Source organism: Flavobacterium aquariorum, assembly GCF_003254745.1.
GTDB classification, from domain to species: domain Bacteria; phylum Bacteroidota; class Bacteroidia; order Flavobacteriales; family Flavobacteriaceae; genus Flavobacterium; species Flavobacterium aquariorum.
Genome location: NZ_QKXH01000015.1, coordinates 18,157 through 38,944 on the forward strand (window position 1 = coordinate 18,157; position 20,788 = coordinate 38,944).

Sequence of the window (20,788 nt, forward strand, 5' to 3'; positions counted from 1 at the left end):
ATTATAGTTTCAATTTTAAAAGGTTGATTATTTTACTTTTGTTCCAATAAATCAAAGCAATGCAACAAAGAAAGGTAATTATTGCTAAAATAAACAACTCGCCTCCATCATTTTTCACCTTGATTCCCAATACAAAAAGATGTGAAAAGATAGCGCCAAGCATTACTCCTGCTCCCATTAATGCACCTAACCAAGTTGTTCTCGGAATCAGAATCAAAACGGCTGCGATTAACTCGACTATTCCCGACCCAATTCTTCCATAGGGTTCCATTCCTAAGGTCGAGAAAATATAAACACTTTCTTCGGCAGCAGTGAATTTAAAATACAACGTTTGCAATAAAATGATTGCAGCAGTTAGCCGAAATAACCATTGTACAACTGATGTTTTCATAATTTCTTATTTTATAAATTTCTTCCAATTAGTATCAGCTTTTACCTTCAAACTGGCTTCGTCTTTATTCCAACTTTTTAAGGTATTGTTGAAATAGGCATTATAAAACAGATACAATTTGCCTTCAATGATTTTGAATGTTTCTGGATTAATTTCAACTTTTTCTCCAGAACTACCCATAGCATAGGCACACCAACCACCGTATTGCGGTTCGAAGGAAACTGGACTTTTGGAGAAAATTTCTTTATTTGCGGTTGAAGAAAATTGATAAATTACTCCATCGAATGAATACAAAATTTCCTTTTTTCCTTTTACAGCTTTATTTTGTTTAAAATAAGAAACAGGATCGTAACCTTGAATGGCAACTCTTTTTTCCAAATTATATTCGGATAGTTTTTTGCTCGCATTTTGTGCAAATGATTCCGAAGTTGCAACGAAAATCAACAGCAGTACTATTACTCTTTTCATAATAACCATTTTTTTGTTTATCGATTTTGATATTACAAATGTAAAGCACTAAAAAAAGGTAAAATGTCAGGTATCTTACATTGGAGGCAAAATTTCTCTAAATCAACTTACTGCCTTGGCAAAACCAACGGTATCACGATACATCTGAGGAGAAACTTCGGCATTGATTTTAAAGAAACGACTAAAATAATGCTCGTCGTCATACCCCAGTTCATGCGCAATTTCTTTTACCGGTTTATTTGTTAAATACAATTCCCTTTTGGCTTCGATGATAATGCGTTCTGCAATTAAATTGGTCAACGTTTTATTGAAGTGATTTTTGGTGATTTTGGCTAAAGCTTTTGGAGAAATATTAAGCAAGTCAGCATAATCACTGGGAGAATGTTTGGTTTTGAAATTTTGCTCAATGAAATTTTTTAAGTTTTGAAGAATAAATGGTGCCGTATTTTCTTCTATTGGAACAAATTCTTTTGGTTGCTGTTCTTTTTTTAATCGAGAGGCGGTAATCAGAAAGATTTTCAAATAGGATATTAATAATTCATATTGTGCCAATGCTGGATTCTGCATTTCAATCTTCATTTGTTCCAAAACCATATTGAATGTAGCTTTAGCCGCTCCATCAATCAACACGTACGGTGGTTCATAAATATTATTGAACAAGACCCCATTACAAGCTACTTCATCATGGTGTTTCATTATACAGAAAAAATCGGGATGAAAATGAATGACTTTCCCTTCTATAGCAACATCAGAGGATAACATAAAAGGCTGATAGGGCGCAAAAGCCAATAATTGATTTTCTAAAAAATCATATTCAGAAAAATCTACTTTTACTTTGCCTTTTCCTCTTTGAATCCAAATTAATGAATAATAATTCAACCGCTGAATATGATCAAAACAAGAAATGCTTTCAAAAGAAAAAAGTTTGAAAGCCAAATTACCATTTTGTGGATTGACTAAAGTAAACGTGGATTGATCTATCATACTATTTATTTTATAAACAAATTTAATTCAAACGGGAATCTTTTAATTGGTTTTTCAGATTTTCTACTTCTTTTTCTAATTTTGAGATGTATTGAAGCTGCGGTTCAAAAGCTATTTGTATTTCTTCCACAGTAAAACGTTGTGTGATGTGCTGGGGACAATTCCAGTCAAAAGCTTCAATATGAAAAAGCATCATTCGCTCTGGATGAAACTTATAGTCACCTAAATCGAGTTTGGTCAATAACTCCGGATTATCTTTCAGTTCAATAATTTCGGCTTTTGCAAAAATTTTCAGTCTGGCCCTTACAGTATAATCCATCATAATTAATGCCACATTATTGTTGGTCGCAAAATTCCCAACCGACACGTACTGTTTGTTTCCTGAAAAATCGATAAAACCAATTGTGTTTTTATCTAAGATTTTTACAAAACCTTTGGGCCCGCCTCGATGCTGGATGTAAGGAAAGTTTTTTTCTCCAATGGATGCCAAATAGAAACTATCCCGGTTGCTTATAAAACTTATTTCATTTTCGGACAAGCCTTCGACGACATTGAACTTTTCCATTCGTTCATACGCTTTCCTACTACCGTGCACTTCTTGTAGCGCTTTAACAGCATCTGAAAAGGCTATTTCTGCAAAATTTTTAGCCATGACAATTATTTAAATTTTCTGTCTTTTTCTTCTATAGGCATATCATTTATACTGGCGAACCGTTTGCGCATCAAACCATTTTCATCAAACTCCCAGTTTTCATTTCCGTAAGCACGAAACCATTGTCCTGCCTCATTCCGGTATTCATATTCAAAACGAACTGCCATTCGATTTTCGCGAAAACCCCATAACTCTTTTTTGAGTTTATAATCGAGTTCTTTTTCCCATTTGCCCTTTAAGAATTCTTTTACTGCTTCACGACCATTAATAAAGTCTGTTCTATTGCGCCATTCCGTATCAACAGTATAAGCCAAAGCAACGCGTTCTGGATCTTTACTATTCCAGGCATCTTCGGCCAATTGTACTTTTTGTAAAGCAGTTTCCATATTAAATGGAGGAAGTGGATGTCTTTGTTCCATGATAATTAAAATTTTAAATTAAGATAAAGCGCCTATTTGCAATAATGCAGATTGCGCTAAAAGTTCCGAGATTTCAATTTCTAAAGATTTTTGTCTGTCTTTTGCATACCACAAATGAAGCTGATTTGCGTAGGTGTCTGCCGTTGTTGGATCGGACTTTAACACTTTAACTAAATTTTGCGCAAATTCCGGTCTTGGCCCCCAAATACCAGTTACATTATAATTAGAATCCAATTGAATTAATTTTGGAATTGACCGACCGTTATTGGTTAAATACTGATCCATTAATTCCAAATTCTGATCTCTATAAACTAATTTCATTACAATTTTCCCTTCGCTCTCTGCCTCTATTTTATGCAATGCTGGTAATATCTGCGAAGCATCACCACACCAATGTTCAGTTAAAACCAACCAATAGGTTTTGTTTTTTAAAAGTTGTACTTCTTTCATTAATTTATTTGAAACAACATATGTTTTTTCCACACGATGCATACGATGCTGATTCAAGCTAATGTATTCTTTTATTTTGACATCAGAATTAGCAGCCAAATCATCTGCCATGTGTTCCTTGTATTCATAGTAATTTATTCCTTTTTGAAAGTAGGCTTTGTATTCTAAATTTGTAATGGAGCTAAGATTATTTTCCGTTGTCATAGTTGTATTGTTTTAATTCGGTACAAAGTTGCGATATGAAACTCAAAAATAAAATGGATAAAAAACGTAAGATGATGGACAATTTTCCCTGTAAATAGAATTGTCACGATTAGAGGGAACGAATTTCTAATTCAGTAAAATTACCATTTTAATGCTACTATCTCAATTTAATGTCGGTAGAGTTAAATTCTACCAATAATTAAAACACACAAAAGCCCCAAAATTTGTTTTTTTGGGGCTTTTTGATTAATGTTTCTTTATCATCTTAATCTAACCTTTATGAACACGAATTACAATTATAAAGCTGGTGCCAAAGGAAAATCAACTGGCACTTGTGTCAAATTGTGCAAAAAGTTCATCGCAGTTTTGTCGCTTATTAGGAGTATCAAATCAACTAAATTCTCATTATTATAACCTTGGGCAAAAAACGAATCAACTAAATCAGAATTAGCGTTTCCTTTAGTCTGCGCAATTTCGGCAGCAAGCTGAACCAGTGCATTCAATTTGGCATCAGTAGCTTTTCCTCTTCGAATATCTAACAATTGCTCATCAGTAAAACCATTCATTTTCCCAATAACAGTATGGGCACTTTGGCAATACGTACAGTTGTTAACTTGACTTACGATTAAATTTACTGCTTCTTTTTCTTTATTGGATAAAGAAGTTTTGGCATTTTGATAGGCTAAAAATTTTTCCAACCCATTTTTTGAATATGCTATAGTAGCATATAAATTTGGAACAAATCCTAATGCTTTTTGCAAATTATCAAAAATTAGTTGATTGTTTTCTGAAACTTCTGATCTTGTTGGAACTTTAAATGTTGTAGTTGTCATTTTATTTATTTTTTTAAATTGCTTGTCTTTATTGACATTACAAAGATGCGACAGCTTTAAAATTTATAAAATGGACAATAAACGCAAGGTGATGGACAATTTTCCTTCCTCAAAAGAAAAAGTTAGAAAAACTATAATTTAGTAATGTCTACAATAATAATTTCTTTACGATTATAATGCAACAATCCATTAGTTTCCATTTCATTTAGCAATTGAGTGGCTGTTTGTCTGGATGTACAAATAATTTGAGCTATATCATTCTGAGTTAAATAATTTTCAAGAACAACTCTATTTTCGGTGCGTTTACCTTCTCTTTCGGCCCAATCTTTTAGGAATTGATACAACCGAGTTTTGGCATCCTTCGAAATTAAATTAGTATAACTGTTTTTAATTCGTTTCATTTTCAATCCTACAAACTTAGTATAAGACAACGCCAAACTAGGATTTTGAAGCAATAGATTTTCAAAATCGGATAATAAGAAACTGCAGATAATGATTTCATCCGTCAATGCTTTCGCATATTCATTGGAATTCACATCGTTTTCCAAGGTCAATTCACCAAACAAATCTCCTTTTTGAATAATGTCTTTGATAGTTTCATTTCCGTCTTCATCGACAGCAACAATTTTGATACTTCCTTTTTTGAGTAAAAATACTCTAGGTACATCTGAGGAAGAAAAATAGATTATATCTCCTTTTTTGGCTTTTTTAAAACCTGTAATGATACACAATTGCTTGATTTGTGACATACTCAATGTCCAAAACAATTTATGATTCCGAAGATACCAATATTTTAATTCGTCGTACATAACAATTTATAAGTGTGTTGCCAATTCATGTAAAAATAAACAAAGTCTTGTTCAAAAAAATACATCTATTAAATAAAAAATCCAAACTCGAAATTCAAGTTTGGATTTATATATTGAATAAAAAAATATATTATGCGATTAAGGTTCTTGAAATTACAATACGCTGAATTTCTGAAGTACCTTCATAAATTTGGGTGATTTTGGCATCACGCATCATACGCTCTACGTGATACTCGGCAACATAACCGTTTCCGCCGTGAATTTGTACGGCTTCGATAGTAGTGTCCATAGCGGTTTGGGAAGCAAATAATTTGGCCATTGCTCCAGACTGAGAAATATCCATTCCTTGATCTTTTTGATAAGCTGCATTAAAACACAACAATCTCGCTGCCGAAATTTGTGTTGCCATATCAGCCAATTTGAAAGCTATCGCTTGATGTTTGAAAATTTCTTTTCCAAAAGCTTTACGTTCCTGAGAATATTTCAAAGCCAATTCGTAAGCACCTGTTGCAATTCCCAAAGCTTGTGAAGCAATACCGATACGTCCACCGTTTAAAACTGACATGGCAAAATTAAACCCAAAACCATCGGCTCCAATTCTATTTTCCTTTGGTACTTTCACATCATTAAACATTAAGGAATGAGTGTCAGAACCACGAATACCCATTTTCTTTTCTTTTGGACCAATATCAAATCCAGCCCAACCTTTTTCAACAATAAAAGCATTGATTCCTTTGTGTCCTTTTTCAATATCCGTTTGAGCAATCACAATATATGTTGAAGCAGAAGCACCATTTGTAATCCAATTTTTGGTTCCATTCAATAAGTAATGATCTCCTTTGTCAATCGCAGTCGTTTTTTGAGAAGTCGCATCCGAACCTGCTTCTGGCTCAGATAAACAAAATGCACCAATCACCTCTCCTTTGGCAAGTGGAACCAAATATTTCATCTTTTGTTCTTCATTACAGTATTTTTCTAATCCTGCACAAACCAAAGAATTATTCACGGACATAATAACAGCTGCCGAAGCATCAATTTTAGCAATTTCGGTAATAGCCAGAACATAAGAAACGCTATCCAGACCAGAACCACCATATTTGGGATCAACCATCATTCCCAGAAACCCAAGTTCAGCCATTTTTTTGACCTGTTCTGTAGGAAATTTAGAATGCTCGTCTCTTTCTATTACTCCTTCCAACAATTCAGTTTGAGCAAAATCTCGCGCTGCTTGCTGTATCATTAATTGTTCTTCGGTTAGATTAAAATCCATAATAATGTAAAATAAAAATTGGTTTTTGTTTTAAAAATGTGCTCAAAGGTACTTTTTAATTATGAAATTTTCAATTTTGAATCGTAAATTTGGCCTATGAAAAAAGATTACTATAACGTTATCGGAGTGATGTCAGGAACTTCGCTAGATGGAGTCGATTTGGCTCATATTCAATTCCAAATAAAAGACAGCAAATGGACATTCAAAATTCTTGAATGCGAAACTATTTCTTACAATTCAAATTGGATTTCTGTCTTAAAAACAGCTGTTGATTATAGTGAATACCAACTATTGGAATTAAACAAAAACTACACTCAATTGTTGGCATCCATCATTACTAATTTTATAAAAAAACATGCCCTTAAAAATTTAGATGCTGTTTGTTCGCATGGACACACCATCTTACATCAACCTCAAAATGGTTTTACACTACAAATTGGAAATTTACCTGAAATTGCAAAACTGACACAACAAAAAGTAGTTTGCGATTTTAGAGTTCAAGATGTTCAATTGGGAGGCCAAGGAGCTCCGTTGGTACCTATCGGCGATCGAATCCTATTTTCCGAATATGATTATTGCATGAATCTTGGTGGTTTTTCAAATGTATCTTTTGAAGAAAACAACACCCGAATTGCTTTTGACATTTCAGCCGTAAATACAGTTCTTAATTTTTATGCCAATCAATTGGGACTGGACTATGATAACAAAGGGCAAATTTCGAGAACAGGCAATTGCAACGTCAATTTACTCAATGAATTAAATACCTTAGATTTCTATCAAAAAAAACACCCAAAATCATTGGGTTTTGAATTTGTAAAAGAAATTATTTTACCATTAATAGATTGTTATCCAATATCCATTGAAGACAAACTAAACACATATACCGAACATATAGCCATTCAAATAGCATTAGCTTTGCCAAAGAAAAAAGGCAGCATGCTAACTACAGGAGGTGGTGCTTACAATGACTTTCTAATCGAAAGAATTCAATTTCATTTACCGGAAATGAATGTAATTATTCCGTCAAAAAAAATTCTGGAATTCAAAGAAGCTTTAATATTTGCTTTATTAGGTGTTTTAAAAATGCGAGAAGAAGTTAATGCTCTTCAGAGCGTAACTGGCGCAAAATACGACCACAGTTCAGGAATAATTTACAACTACTAAAAAAATGCTTAAGTCTTTTATAAAATATTTTCACCTTTATTGACCCCACCATAAAGTTACAAGTCTTTGCATTTTAAAGAAACTAAAAAAGAGCCCCAATCGAATCAATTTAAGACATTTTTCCATTTTTAATGTAAGTGATTATTTACTAGAACATTGCGTTTTTACAAGAATTAATTAGCTACAACGTAATAATATGTGCATTTAGCAAAATAAAGCCACTTAGACATTAATTTTGTGACAATTTAGCATTATTTTTGCTCGAAATTATAAATTGTATTAATTGTGAAAAAAATATTATTGATAATAACATTAGTTATTTCTGCCTTGTTTTCTGAGGTAAATGCACAAAAACAAATCGTATTTGAAGGGGTAACTATTCCTAGAACAATGGCATTTGAAAACAAAACATTGCAACTGAATGGTGCAGGATCCAGATCAAAAATGTGGGTCGAAGTATATATTCAAGCTTTGTATTTAAGTCAATTATCCCAAAATCCGAAAGAAATCATTAATGATAATTTAGAGATGTCCATTCGTATCGAGATTACTTCTGCGCTGGTTTCATCTGGAAAATTGACTCGAGCAATGAATGCTGGATTCGAAAAGTCAGCTGGCGACAACTTCAATACATTGAAACCTAAAATGGAATTATTAAAAAGTTTTTTATCTGATGAAATCACTAAGGGTGACGTATTTGAACTAACGTATAATCCGGTAGACAAATCTGTTTGGGTGATAAAAAATCGTGAATTTAAAGGAAAAGTTGAAGGTTTTGAATTCAAAAAAGTATTTTTCGGTATTTGGCTAGGTGACAATCCGGTAGATGAAGAATTAAAAAATAGTTTATTAGGAATCTAATAATCCTTAATTTACCGTTTCAAAAAAAATAAATACCACATTTATAAATGAGCATGACTTAATATTGGTTGCCAATACCAATAAAAGCGTGCTCATTCTTCTTAAAAAAATTAAAAAAAAAGTGCTTTTATACCTCTAAAGGATATAAAAGCACTTTTTTTATTGGTAATATTCAAAGGCAAAAAATTTTATACCAAATACATATTTCTCATAAAACCTTTTATATATTTGTCAAAAATAAATATATCACAACAATATGAAAGATTTATTAAAGAAATTCGAAAATAAAGCCCCTGAAATCATTTTCAACTGGAAAGACTCTGAAACAGAAGCTGAAGGCTGGACGGTAATTAATTCTCTTCGCGGTGGTGCTGCAGGTGGTGGAACACGTATGAGAAAAGGACTGGATATGAATGAGGTTTTGTCATTGGCAAAAACCATGGAAGTGAAATTTTCGGTTTCTGGACCAGCGATTGGTGGTGCTAAATCTGGAATCAATTTTGACCCGAACGATCCCCGCAAAAAAGGCGTTTTGCAACGTTGGTACAAAGCGGTTTCCCCATTATTAAAAAGTTATTATGGAACAGGTGGAGATTTAAATGTAGATGAAATTCACGAAGTAATTCCAATGACTGAAGAATGTGGTGTTTGGCATCCACAAGAAGGTGTTTTTAACGGACACTTCAAACCTACGGAAGCTGATAAAATCAATAGAATTGGGCAATTACGTCAAGGGGTGATTAAAGTAATCGAAAACCCAAGATTCTCACCAGACGTAACCCGAAAATATACCATTGCCGATATGATTACCGGTTATGGCGTCGCCGAAGCGGTACGTCATTTCTACGATATTTATGGTGGTTCTGTAAAAGGAAAGAAAGCCATTGTACAAGGTTTTGGAAATGTAGGATCGGCCGCAGCCTTTTATTTAGCCGAAATGGGAGCCAAAATTATTGGTATTATTGACAGAGACGGTGGATTAATCAACGAAGAAGGTTTTACTTTTGAAGAAATAAAATCATTATTTCTTGCCAAAGACGGAAACAAATTGGTAGCCGATAACATGATTCCTTTTGAGGAAATCAATCAAAAAATATGGACAATTGGTGCCGAAATTTTCACTCCTTGTGCCGCCTCAAGATTGGTTACTCAAAGTCAAATTGACAGTTTAATTGCCAATGGACTGGAAGTAATCTCCTGTGGAGCGAATGTACCATTTGCCGATAAGGAAATTTTCTTTGGTTCAATTATGGAAGAAGTGGATCATAAAGTGAGCTTAATTCCTGATTTTATTTCGAATTGCGGAATGGCAAGAGTTTTTGCTTATTTTATGGAGAAAAAAGTACAAATGACTGACGAAGCCATTTTTACAGATACCTCCGAAACAATTAAAAAAGCCATTCAAAAAGCACATGATTTGAACAACTCTAAAACAAACATCAGTGCAACGGCATTTGAGATTGCCTTAAAGCAATTGACATAACAAAATACAATTCATTCAAAATCACCAACACGGATTGAACGGCTTTAAAACTGTTTGATCCGTGTTTTTTTATTGCCTATTCTGGGTTTAACACTCCTGCCGTTTTTTATTCTTGACAATTTTTAGTACTTTTCAACGTTTTTACAAGTACACTTTTTTAATTCAATTTCCACAATGAGTTCTACCCTTTCCAACGATCAAAAGAAATCATTAGTCTTATCTATACTCATTTACGCATCCTTATTGCTACTGTTATTTTTCATCCGTTTTTGGCCACCATATAATCCTGAAAACAATGTAGCACTTGCTCATGGCGGAGGTGGTGGTGGAGGTGGAGGTGTTACCTTAAACTTTGGCGACAGTGATTTGGGATATGGAAAAAATACAAAAAGCGAGGTTTTGAATGTACAAAACCAAGCCAAGCAAACTCCTGCCAAAAGCACTCCCGATGAAGCCATTTTATCTCAAGAAAACACAACCGAAGAAAGTGTGGTTATTCCGCAAAAAGAGAAACCTAAAAAATCGGAAGTGATTGTCAAACCCGAAATCAAGCCCGAAGTTGTTAAACCAAAAGTTTCGAATTCTACCAATGACGCCTTGGCCAGCATTCTAAAAGGCTCCAACAAAGGCGGTGACGGCGATGACAAAACTGCAGGCAACAAAGGAAAATCCAATGGAAGTTTGGCCGCGACCGGCTATTACGGCACAGGCGGTTCTGGTGGTGGTACCGGCGGAGGAAATGGAACTGGAAACGGCATTGGCAATGGCAGCGGTTACGGCCCTGGTAGCGGTGGTGGCTCTGGCGGAGGCACTGGAGGTGGTTCAGGCTATTTGCTTGGGAACAGAAAAGCACTCTCCAAACCCGCTCCCAAATACACTTGCAACGAATCTGGTAAAGTAGTTGTCGAAGTTTCTGTGGATCGAAACGGAAGCACCATCAACGCCGTTGCGGGTATAAAAGGCACGACCAACACCGCAAAATGCTTATTGGATCAAGCCCGAATTGCCGCCATGAACACCAAGTGGGATGCCAGCAGTGACGCTCCCGAAAAACAAGTCGGCAAGATTATTTACAACTTCAATTTGAATTAGGAGCAGGACTTTTTCGTTTTCTCCTCAACAGTTGTCCCGCTGTACGTTATATTCCCGATTAACAAAAACTACGGCAAAAAAGCCTTGTTTTTCTAAATCGGGAGATGCCACTTCCATCGGGGCTGGTTTACTGGTTTAGTTTTTTAGGAGATATTTCCCTTAGTAGCATTCTATAATTAAGTACGCTCGTCATTGCGATACTTTTTTTGCACCCCAATTATTCTCAAACTTGTCATTCCGACGAAGTAGGAATGACAATAGTGTGGTAAAGCTGCATGAAAAAACACCTATTGATAATAGAAAACAAACGAAACTCTACAATCAACATCAAAAAAGTTCAATTAATAATCCGAAATATCTCGTGGTTCGGTAAACTGCGTGAGGGATAGGAATAAGCTACCGAAGTAGCATGGATAGCCCGACCGCAATAAAAAATGGGGCGGCTCTAGATAATCTAAAGTAGCCCCATTTTTTATTGTGGTCACGCCCAACTAACTTCTGAAATTTTATTTCGGACTTGTGGCTATAACAAACTTTAAATTGTTCTTCACTCCTATTTGCAATACATCGACCAAATCCTGCACTTGCAAATTGAACGGAATTCGAACGATAACTGTTTGATCTTTTTGAGTATTTATTTTAGACATCAACGTGGTTTCAAGCTCTTCGAAAGCAACAGGTTGCTTGTCTATATAGAATTTTTTGTCCTCAGTGACGGATAAACTGATGTATTGTTTGTTGGTTTTTTCATTGGTTTTTGACTTTGGCAGTGTCATTTTGATCACATTCGGATTGGCCAAAGTAGAGATTATAAGAAAAAACAGCAACAAAAAAAACATAATATCACTCAAGGACGAAGTGGCGACTTCGGCGTGAAATCTTCTTTTTCTTTTGATAGACATAACTTATGCTTTTTGAATAATATTCACAAATTCCAATATTTGCTTTTGTACTTTCAAAGCATAATTGTCAATCTTTCCATTCAGTAAGTGATAAGCACTGTAGGCAATAATACCGACAATTAATCCAGAACCACTGCTGATCATTTTTTCATATAACCCCCCCGAGATATTCCCTATACTAATATTTTCGGTCACCGAGATGCTATAAAAAATCTTGATTACCCCCGAAATCGTTCCGATAAAACCTAAAGTTGGCGCAATACCAGCTATCAATCCCAATTGACCTAGATGTTGTTCCATTTCGGCAATTTCAATATCGGCGGCACGATCCATGTTTGACTCAATCTCCGCAATGGGACGCCCAATTAATAAAATTCCTTCTTTTATGACATTTCCTGATGCTGTATTTGTTCGCTCGGTGATGGAACGCGCCAGATCAAAATTTCCTGCAGTCAAGTGATCACGCACATCACGCATCAAGAGCGGATCGACTTTGGATACTTTATTGATGTACAAATACCGTTCTATAATTACATAAAAAGTGTAAAATAATAAGATTGCTATAGGGATTAAAAAAAATCCTCCCTTTAGGATAAAACCTAAAACGGAGATTTCGGTATTGGGTGCTATTTTTTCGATAACAACATTAGACGCAGCGTTGGCAAGAGTATCAGCTTGTAATTGTATAAAACTAAACATATATTATTCTGGGTTTATAATCATTAATTCTAAAAAATATTTCAATTTTGCAGTAAGAAACTAAAAAACAATAACTGATCTATTTTCACTGTAATATTAAACTAAAAAAAGCGAAAATTATTTCAATCTTCAACTATTTTATCAAAAATAAATGAACTATCAAGAAACCACAAACTGGATGTTTAATCAGCTTCCAATGTATCAATTGCAAGGGGCTTCGGCTTATAAAAAGGACTTGACCAATGTTAATTTACTTGCGGATCATCTTGATAATCCTCAACAAAAGATAAAATGCATACACGTGGCTGGTACGAATGGCAAAGGATCTACTTCGCATATGCTTGCTTCCATCCTTCAGGAAGCGGGGTACAGAGTGGGTTTGTACACTTCGCCCCACTTAAAAGATTTTCGGGAACGCATCAAGATTAACGGCACTGAAATCTCTGAAGCATTTGTTTGTGAATTCATCGATCAGCATAAATCCTTTTTTGAGGCCAATGATATGAGTTTCTTTGAAATGTCTGTTGGATTAGCCTTTGATTATTTTGCCAAAGAAAAAGTGGACATCGCTATTATCGAAGTGGGATTGGGCGGAAGACTCGATGCCACAAACATTATCACGCCACTTATTTCTGTAATTACCAATATCGGGATTGATCACGTTCAGTTTTTGGGCAACACTTTAGAATCTATTGCAACTGAAAAAGCGGGAATTATTAAACCAGGAATTCCTGTTGTTGTCGGCGAATATACTCCTGAAACCAAGCCTGTATTCTTGGCGAAAGCCGAAGCTACTAAATCTAAAATCTATTTTGCTTCCGATTTAATTTCAGAAACTTATCCTTCTGATTTACTGGGTGATTATCAAACACACAACAAAAAAACGGTTATCCAAACCTTCAAAATTTTAAACGAGCAAGCCACTTTTAGAGTAAGCTCGGAAAATATAAAATCAGGATTGCTTCATGTTGTAAAAAACACAGGATTACTGGGAAGATGGCAACAATTGGGTGAAAATCCGAAAGTAATTTGTGACACGGCACACAACAAAAACGGTCTTGAAATAGTGCTGAATCAAATACAAAAAGAGACTTTTAATCACCTGCATATTGTACTGGGAGTTGTTAACGACAAAGAACTGGATGAAGTATTGCCTCTCTTTCCCAAAGATGCGACCTATTACTTTTGCAAACCAAATATTCCTAGAGGATTAGACGCAAATCAATTACGGGAAAAAGCATTTCAATTTTCGCTTATCGGAAAAACATACAACTCTGTTGCAGATGCTTTCAACGAGGCTCAGAATAATTCTACAAAAGACGATTTTATCTATATTGGCGGAAGTACCTTTGTAGTTGCTGAATTACCGTTAAATAAAGAAGTTTAAACAATTCTTAATTTTTCTCTCAAAAATAAATTAAAATTACATAATCACTTGATTAACAATTAACTAACTTTATATACGTTTTTTGTTAATTAATCATTTAATTTTTAATTTATTATGAGAAAGAGAGTTTTTTTTTCGTTAGCAATGTTAATTTTAACATTCCTCCTAAGCGTGAATATCCATGCTCAAGATCCCCCCAAACCTGTATTTATTACGATGACAACCCTACACAGAAATTTAAATACTGACGGTAAAGACTGGAAGGCAACGGAACAAGAGTACTTTGACAAAGTAACGAGCAAAAATGATTTAATAATTGGTTCTGAAATTCTTACTCATTATTACACTGACAACAGCTCTGACGTTATTTTGGTAAATGTTTTCAAAACCTGGGATGATATTGAAAAAGCTGGTGCCCTCTCCGATGAGCTTGCCAAAAAAGCTTGGCCCGATGAAAAAGCCAGAACCGCTTTTTTCGACAAACAAAATAGCTATTATACTCCGCAACACTCTGACGAAATCTACTCCTCCATTGAAACGATTGGCCAAAAAGAATTCAAACCTTCCACAAAAGAGCCAATGATTGTTTACATCCGAAAATCTCAAATGTCAATGACCGGAAAAGGAAAAGGAATGAAGGAATACAATGAGAAAATTACTTTGAAAGACCCCTACATAAAAGGGTATTATCCTTTCCGCCACGCCTGGGGATCGGACAGCAGGGATTTCATGGAAGCCTACTTTTATGATTCTTTTGGCGATATAGAAAAATCAAACCTAAAGCAAGATGAATTAGCAAAAGCTGCTTGGCCGAAAGAAGCCGACAGCAAAGCTTTTTTTGATCAATTAAAATTAGCTTTCACGGGGATTCACGGGGATTTTATCTACCACAATTTACCAGGAGTTTCTAAATAAAAAAGAACAGTACAAACTGCACTAACAATATCATAAAGTGCAATTTGTACTGTTTTTGTTTTACAAATTAAAATGTCCTTTTATCATTAATAGAGATAGCCTTATTTTTGAGACGCTGCTTTTTTAGCCTCTTTATCTTTATCCTTGAAATAACCCCTTAACAAAAAACTACTTTGGGCTGCCTTTAGATCTTCATCTAATTTTTCGGAGCTGCTTTCCAAATTCTCTATTGTTTTTTTCAAACTGGCCCCTGATTCTTTATCATGCAATAAAACCCCAATAGCCGAGTTGGGATCAACACTGGCTTCTTTGAGATTTTCCATAAACACATTGGCTGTTTCAGTCATTTTTTCCAATTCTGAAACCGATTTTTTAATCGAACTAAAAACAATCGTATCGGTAACCAAATCATTAGCAAGCGATCCTTTTTTGTTCAATTTTGCGCTATATTCATTAAGAGATACAATTAATTTATCTGCTTTTGCAGAAGCGTTATTAAGCGACAAGGCCACTGAATTTATATTGTCATACAAAACATTGTCATTCAGTAATTTTCCAATAGTTCCTTCATTTGTTGTCAACTTATGACTTATTTTTTTAAAATCAGTAGTTATCGCCAGAAGGTTTTCATTATTTTTCTGCAAAGTATTCATCATATTCTCGGTGGAATACGTACTCCCAACCTGCAAAGTATCACCATCATTGACTGATTGAGAATTCTCGGTTCCTCCATAGATTATTACGACTTTGTTTCCTATAAGTCCGTCAGTTCCTATTTTGGTTTTAGCATCTTTTACTATAAACTGTTGTGCTGTGTTTTCGATATCCAAAGTTACCCAAACATTTCTGTCATTACTGATTCTAATACTCCTTACTTTCCCGATTTTTACTCCTGAAAGCCAAACATTGGCTCCTGTCTGCAATCCATTTACTTCATCAAAAACAGAAACCAATTGCATTTTTTTCTTGAAAGTTTCGTGAAGATTTCCAACCATAAGAATACCTCCAAATAAAAATATCATGCCTATAAAAATAAATAGACCTACATACAGGGGACGTTTATTCGATGATTCATTCATGATTTAAAGTGTAAAATTATAGGAGAAAAATTTTTTAATCTGTTCCTCGTCGGTTGCAAAAACCTCATCGAATGTTCCAATTTTCAAAAATGCCCCATCAATTAACATAGCGATGCGTTCACAAGTGTTTTTTGCACAAGTGAGATCATGCGTTATAATAATAGAACTTGTTTTGTATTGCTGCTGAACCTCAACTATAAGTGCATTAATTTCAGCACAAGTTACAGGGTCCAAACCTGCAGTGGGCTCATCATATAGCATTATTTCAGGTTTCATTATTAACGTTCGGGCAATACCCAATCTCTTTCGCTGTCCGCCGGAAAGCTCTTCGGGATCACTTTCAATTTTATCAATAAGCCCTACCGCATCAAGTGCTTCCTCTACAGCATCATTTACTTGTTTTTTACTAAGATGTTTTACATTCATGGTCAAGGGAAACGACAAATTATCATACACACTCATTCCATCATACAAAGCACTGCTTTGAAATGAAAACCCCATACGCAACCGCAATTCATCCAATTGTTTGGGTTTTAATTGATTCAGTTGTTTTCCCAACATAGTCACATTTCCTTTGTCTGGCTTTAATAAACCAGCCAAGATTTTTATTAAAACCGATTTACCGGAACCTGATCTTCCCAATACCGCTAAATTTTCACCTTTTTGAAGCATTAAATCAACTCCTTTCAAAACCTCAAGTTCACCGAAAGATTTATACAATCCCTCAATTTTTATGACCACATCTTCTGTATTGGCAAATTGAATCTTCTCTTTTTCCATAATTAAAAATATCTAATCCAATTAACAATTTGCACTATTATTAACTCTTCAAGAAAGATGAGAAATATGGAAAGTATTACTGCTTGATTGGTTGCCTTTCCAACACCCCGAGTCCCATGTGTTGCAAAAAAACCTTTGTAACTACTTACAATTCCTATCGTAAATCCGTAAACCAAGGCTTTTGTAAACGATGAAAAAATATCCAAAAAAGAAATATTTGAAAAAGCATTATGATAAAACACTTGCAAGCTTGTTGCTTCTTCGCTCGAGACATTATAGTACGACCCTATCAATCCTATAAAACTGCAATAAAATGAAAGTATTGGAATTGAGATAGATGTAGCCACAACCCTGCTTACGACTAGATATTTAAAAGGATTAATAGCGGAGACTTCCATTGCATCAATTTGCTCGGTCACTTTCATGGATCCCAGTTCGGCGCTGATGCTGGAGCCTACTTTCCCGGCACAAATTAGCGAGGTCACCAAAGGTCCCAGAGCCCTAATAATAGCAATCCCCATTAAAGAAGGCAGCCAAGACACCGCCCCAAAACTTTCCAAAGAGGGTCGAGATTGTTTGGTAAAAACGACTCCAATGATAAAGCCTGTCAGGGTTATTAACGAAAGTGATTTTAATCCTATCTCAAAGCACTGATTGATAATTTCCCGAAAATGAAAAGGGGATCTAAAAGCTTCTTTAAAAAAACGAAGAGTAAACTGATAACCATTATAAACACCCTCAAAATATGAATCTATTCCCTTTGAAAACAAATATTTATTAGTGCCTAAATTATTCATTTTTTTATTTTACATTAAATTCCCAGTTTGCTGTTTTCTTTGTTTATCCAATTACCACATTATTTACTGATTCAAACAATAAAGAAACCTTTATAAATTTACAAAAAAAGCCACACAATTCGAATCCTTTCCAAGTAATTTACTTTTAAGAAACAAAAAACGGATATAAAAAGACATGATGAATGTTTTTTTATATCCGTTTTTTAGCTGACAAGCTAATCCCGTCTTACTTTACTCTTCCGTATCTTGGGTTTCCTCTATTTCGTCTCCTTTTCTACCCATTTTTACTTTGGGATTATCCTTTGTTCCTGTAACGGTAAGTGGAATTCCAATAATTCCTAATGGCGGCAATCCCAATCTCATTTTGATATTTAATTTACCGTCCAAACTTGACGTTCCTTCAATTCTTGGTCGGAAACCGGCAAATTTAAATTTGAATCGTTCAATAGTAATAATGTTATTTTTTACTGTGGTTTTGATATCGACTTTGGACAATTCAGGATTTTTAATGGCTTCGTGATCTGTGGTTGCACTCACGGCATTAAACATTTTCATCCCTTTTACTTTTACATCTTTTATGGACAGTACTCCTCCGCCTATTAACGAAGGATAGACAGGCATCATTTGTTGATTCAGTCTTCCTTTTATTTTGTAATCCAAAGAGACAATTCCCTCTGCGTTTTCGGCGGCACTGGCCATTTCTTTGAACATTTTCACCTCTTTGTAGGCCCTTTTTATATCAAAATCGGTGGCTTTTATTTCATATTCAAAGACCGCTTTTTTGGGAGTTATCCCTTGATAAGCTGCATTCATTGTAACATTACAGCCAATTAAATTGAATCCAGTATTCTGCATCAGCATTTTTCCGTTTTTCATTTTCACTGCGCCTTTGCCGTCTTGCAGCATAAGTCCCTGATAATTTATTTTGTGCGCTGTGGCATAAAATTGCAAATCCAAATTTGATGGAATCAAGATTACTCCTGTCTCTTGAGCCGTAGGTTGTGGAATACTATTCGGAGCAGCAGTTGTTGTAGTAACTGGAGCTGTCGATGTACTGGACATAAACTCATCAACATTGATGTATTTAGAATTCAAAGCAAACGACCCTCTTAAAACTCCGTTTTTGGACGAAATGAAATTAAACACATTCTGCAAATAACCGTTCAGTTTAAAATCGGATTGCCCATAGGAAGCCAAAAAGGTATTAAAAGACATTTTATCCTGATTGAATCTGAATATTCCTTCTTTAATCAATAATGATTTGGGCAAATACTCTGTAACGACATTTATGTTTCGAAGCTCAAGAGTTCCCTTGTTATGCAATTTGGCATAGTTCCCTTTTTCGGCATCGCTTTGAGTTCCTTTCAATTCTAAATCAGCTTTTATCGAACCATCAACATCCAATCCTTTTTGAGAAAACACCTTGTAAATTTTACTGATATTCAAAGTTCCTTTTGCCTTAATATCATAGTTCAAATCATCAAAATTTTTCAAATCGGCTTCTACCAAAAAAGGTTCCCCTTCAAAAGTAAAACTAGCAGGTTTCAACTCTACTGATAGACCATCATAAGTCCCCTTTTGATTGTTTATTTTCGAAACAATATTGATATCTTTTATCGGATTTGGATAATATTGAGTTTTAATATATCCGTTTTTTAAATTCAAAGCTCCATTCGCATTTGGAAAAAGTCTCTTTATCTGATCATATTTCCCATTGGCTTTCAGATCTCCAACTAACATTCCTTTTAATTCTAAATCAGGTATTCCAAGAGCTCTATTTAATTTCTCCAAATCGATTTGGGATTTCAAAACTAAATCAATGTCTGGGGTAGACATTCCATTCACTTTCAATTGGCTCTTAAGATAATTTTTTTCAATATTTAAAGATACATTTTTGGCCTCCAGCATTAAAAGTTCAGGATTCAAAGAGGGCACTTTGGTAGCAACATCCATATTGAAATTAGAAACCGGAAAAGCACTCTTCTTATAATTTACAAATCCGTCTTTTAATTTAAAATTCAAACTTAAATCGGGTGCTATATTTTGGGATGCAATATACTTTCCTTTAAGGGTAAGCAATAAATCCACACTTCCTTTTAATTCGGCGTCTTTAAGCCAAGTAATGTATTTTGGTGGGAAAGCGGTAAAAAGTTCATGCAAATTACTTTTGTTGGATTTTATTCTAAAATCCATATTATAGCCATCCTTTAAAAAATCGAATTTTCCAGTAAAATCAACCAATAATTTATTAATCAACAAGTCATTTTGCTCAAAAACAAAAGACAGCGAATTGGTGTTTATTTTGGTAATCAAATCCCCATCCACTTTTTTATTCATTAAGTAGGGTTCATTTTCATAGATGACATTTAGCTTTTCGATTTTAGCTTTCGAATGCAAAGCAAAGATTGCTTGACTCAAATCTCCATTTCCTAGATAATTAACCCCAAAGGCATCAATATGAACATTAGTAGATTGATCGTCATAAATCAATTTACTGTCCGTAATTTCGATCTCTTCTAGTTTAATTCCCGTTTCCGACTCTTCTTTCGGAGCGGTTTCCTTCTCGGCAATGTACACGTTATAATTGGCCTCCCCTTTTTTGTTTACTTTTATATTTATCAATGAATGGGAAAGAAAAATTTGGTCAATTTTTATGGTTTTTCCAAAAACAAGACTGCTCAAATTGATACCAAAAGCGACGTCATCGGCGGTTATCAATTTTTCATTTTGAAAAGGAGCCGAGCCATTCAGCTTAAAATCAGTAAGAGTAAGGGTTAATGAGGGAAAATGTTTAAAAAAAGAAAGCGTGCCCTCAGAATAATTCAAATCTCCATTTAATCTTTCATTGGCCGTTTTTTTGACTTGCTCTTTTATCTTATCTGAAAAAATCAAAGGGGCAATAAACATCAGCCCCAATAAAACCACAAGGGTAATGCCTGTATATTTTAAAATCTTAATAAAGATTGACTTATAATTGATTGCTGCCATATGTGATTGGTAAGAATTAAAAAATAAATTGATTTTTGAGCAAAAATATTTGGCGTTTTTGGAAACATAGTCCCGCACACGAGGCTGAAAGCCGAACTGGCGAAGCAATCCGTTGTAATCTTTCTATTTTTAAAGAAAAATAGAAAGGATTTCCACTTCTA

The 20,788-nt window shown here is 34.6% G+C and carries 21 protein-coding genes; 6 read left to right on the forward strand and 15 right to left on the reverse strand.

What is annotated here, in order from left to right; all coding sequences use genetic code 11:
* Nucleotide 1: 1 nt before the first annotated feature.
* The 9 genes from DOS84_RS18320 to DOS84_RS18360 form a co-directional block, all read right to left on the reverse strand.
* Nucleotides 2-391 carry a DoxX family protein gene (locus tag DOS84_RS18320; RefSeq protein WP_111411554.1) on the reverse strand — a complete coding sequence of 130 codons (390 nt, stop codon included), beginning with the start codon at nucleotides 389-391 and terminating at the stop codon, nucleotides 2-4.
* 6 nt (nucleotides 392-397) lie between these two features.
* A complete protein-coding gene (locus DOS84_RS18325; RefSeq protein ID WP_111411597.1) occupies nucleotides 398-859 on the reverse strand; it encodes a YHS domain-containing (seleno)protein in 462 nt (153 codons plus the stop codon).
* Nucleotides 860-961: 102 nt separating this feature from the next.
* A complete protein-coding gene (locus DOS84_RS18330; RefSeq protein WP_111411555.1) occupies nucleotides 962-1,843 on the reverse strand; it encodes a helix-turn-helix domain-containing protein in 882 nt (293 codons plus the stop codon).
* A 22-nt stretch (nucleotides 1,844-1,865) separates the two neighbouring features.
* Nucleotides 1,866-2,495, reverse strand: a complete 630-nt coding sequence (locus tag DOS84_RS18335; RefSeq protein ID WP_111411556.1) for a pyridoxamine 5'-phosphate oxidase family protein — start codon at nucleotides 2,493-2,495, stop codon at nucleotides 1,866-1,868.
* Between the two features lie 5 nt (nucleotides 2,496-2,500).
* Nucleotides 2,501-2,914, reverse strand: coding sequence for a nuclear transport factor 2 family protein (locus DOS84_RS18340; protein ID WP_207802078.1), 414 nt, complete (start codon nucleotides 2,912-2,914; stop codon nucleotides 2,501-2,503).
* 18 nt (nucleotides 2,915-2,932) lie between these two features.
* On the reverse strand, nucleotides 2,933-3,568 hold the full coding sequence (locus DOS84_RS18345) for a thioredoxin family protein (RefSeq protein WP_111411558.1): 636 nt from the start codon (nucleotides 3,566-3,568) through the stop codon (nucleotides 2,933-2,935).
* Nucleotides 3,569-3,864: 296 nt separating this feature from the next.
* A complete protein-coding gene (locus DOS84_RS18350; protein WP_111411559.1) occupies nucleotides 3,865-4,401 on the reverse strand; it encodes a carboxymuconolactone decarboxylase family protein in 537 nt (178 codons plus the stop codon).
* A gap of 131 nt (nucleotides 4,402-4,532) precedes the next feature.
* Nucleotides 4,533-5,210, reverse strand: a complete 678-nt coding sequence (locus DOS84_RS18355) for a Crp/Fnr family transcriptional regulator (protein ID WP_111411560.1) — start codon at nucleotides 5,208-5,210, stop codon at nucleotides 4,533-4,535.
* 130 nt (nucleotides 5,211-5,340) lie between these two features.
* Nucleotides 5,341-6,480 carry an acyl-CoA dehydrogenase family protein gene (locus DOS84_RS18360; protein WP_111411561.1) on the reverse strand — a complete coding sequence of 380 codons (1,140 nt, stop codon included), beginning with the start codon at nucleotides 6,478-6,480 and terminating at the stop codon, nucleotides 5,341-5,343.
* Nucleotides 6,481-6,576: 96 nt separating this feature from the next.
* Between DOS84_RS18360 and DOS84_RS18365 the strand changes: the two genes are divergently transcribed.
* The 4 genes from DOS84_RS18365 (at nucleotide 6,577) to DOS84_RS18380 (ending at nucleotide 11,080) form a co-directional block, all read left to right on the forward strand.
* Nucleotides 6,577-7,644: an anhydro-N-acetylmuramic acid kinase gene (locus DOS84_RS18365; protein ID WP_111411562.1), complete on the forward strand. Its 1,068-nt coding sequence runs from the start codon at nucleotides 6,577-6,579 to the stop codon at nucleotides 7,642-7,644.
* A gap of 285 nt (nucleotides 7,645-7,929) precedes the next feature.
* The gene (locus tag DOS84_RS18370; RefSeq protein ID WP_111411563.1) at nucleotides 7,930-8,505 is read left to right on the forward strand and encodes a chalcone isomerase family protein; all 576 of its coding nucleotides are present in this window, start codon (nucleotides 7,930-7,932) and stop codon (nucleotides 8,503-8,505) included.
* A 256-nt stretch (nucleotides 8,506-8,761) separates the two neighbouring features.
* The gene (locus DOS84_RS18375; protein WP_111411564.1) at nucleotides 8,762-9,988 is read left to right on the forward strand and encodes a Glu/Leu/Phe/Val dehydrogenase dimerization domain-containing protein; all 1,227 of its coding nucleotides are present in this window, start codon (nucleotides 8,762-8,764) and stop codon (nucleotides 9,986-9,988) included.
* A gap of 174 nt (nucleotides 9,989-10,162) precedes the next feature.
* Nucleotides 10,163-11,080, forward strand: coding sequence for an energy transducer TonB (locus DOS84_RS18380; RefSeq protein WP_111411565.1), 918 nt, complete (start codon nucleotides 10,163-10,165; stop codon nucleotides 11,078-11,080).
* Nucleotides 11,081-11,586: 506 nt separating this feature from the next.
* Here DOS84_RS18380 and DOS84_RS18385 read toward each other — a convergent pair.
* Nucleotides 11,587-11,982 (reverse strand): ExbD/TolR family protein, encoded by a 396-nt coding sequence (locus DOS84_RS18385; protein WP_111411566.1) that lies wholly within the window; start codon nucleotides 11,980-11,982, stop codon nucleotides 11,587-11,589.
* A gap of 3 nt (nucleotides 11,983-11,985) precedes the next feature.
* Nucleotides 11,986-12,681 (reverse strand): MotA/TolQ/ExbB proton channel family protein, encoded by a 696-nt coding sequence (locus DOS84_RS18390; RefSeq protein ID WP_111411567.1) that lies wholly within the window; start codon nucleotides 12,679-12,681, stop codon nucleotides 11,986-11,988.
* A gap of 151 nt (nucleotides 12,682-12,832) precedes the next feature.
* On the opposite strand from DOS84_RS18390, the gene DOS84_RS18395 reads away from it, so the two are divergent.
* Both DOS84_RS18395 and DOS84_RS18400 read left to right on the forward strand, forming a co-directional pair.
* Nucleotides 12,833-14,068, forward strand: coding sequence for a bifunctional folylpolyglutamate synthase/dihydrofolate synthase (locus DOS84_RS18395; RefSeq protein WP_111411568.1), 1,236 nt, complete (start codon nucleotides 12,833-12,835; stop codon nucleotides 14,066-14,068).
* A gap of 114 nt (nucleotides 14,069-14,182) precedes the next feature.
* Nucleotides 14,183-14,983: a hypothetical protein gene (locus tag DOS84_RS18400; protein WP_111411569.1), complete on the forward strand. Its 801-nt coding sequence runs from the start codon at nucleotides 14,183-14,185 to the stop codon at nucleotides 14,981-14,983.
* 101 nt (nucleotides 14,984-15,084) lie between these two features.
* Here DOS84_RS18400 and DOS84_RS18405 read toward each other — a convergent pair whose 3' ends face one another.
* The 4 genes from DOS84_RS18405 to DOS84_RS18420 all read right to left on the reverse strand — a co-directional run bounded on the left by DOS84_RS18405 (nucleotide 15,085) and on the right by DOS84_RS18420 (nucleotide 20,627).
* A complete protein-coding gene (locus DOS84_RS18405) occupies nucleotides 15,085-16,062 on the reverse strand; it encodes an MlaD family protein (RefSeq protein ID WP_111411570.1) in 978 nt (325 codons plus the stop codon).
* A 3-nt stretch (nucleotides 16,063-16,065) separates the two neighbouring features.
* Entirely contained in the window at nucleotides 16,066-16,842 is a 777-nt protein-coding gene (locus DOS84_RS18410; protein ID WP_111411571.1) for an ABC transporter ATP-binding protein, read from the reverse strand.
* Between the two features lie 2 nt (nucleotides 16,843-16,844).
* Nucleotides 16,845-17,639, reverse strand: a complete 795-nt coding sequence (locus DOS84_RS18415; protein WP_111411572.1) for an MlaE family ABC transporter permease — start codon at nucleotides 17,637-17,639, stop codon at nucleotides 16,845-16,847.
* 231 nt (nucleotides 17,640-17,870) lie between these two features.
* Nucleotides 17,871-20,627, reverse strand: coding sequence for an AsmA family protein (locus tag DOS84_RS18420; RefSeq protein ID WP_111411573.1), 2,757 nt, complete (start codon nucleotides 20,625-20,627; stop codon nucleotides 17,871-17,873).
* Between the last annotated feature and the right edge of the window lie 161 nt (nucleotides 20,628-20,788).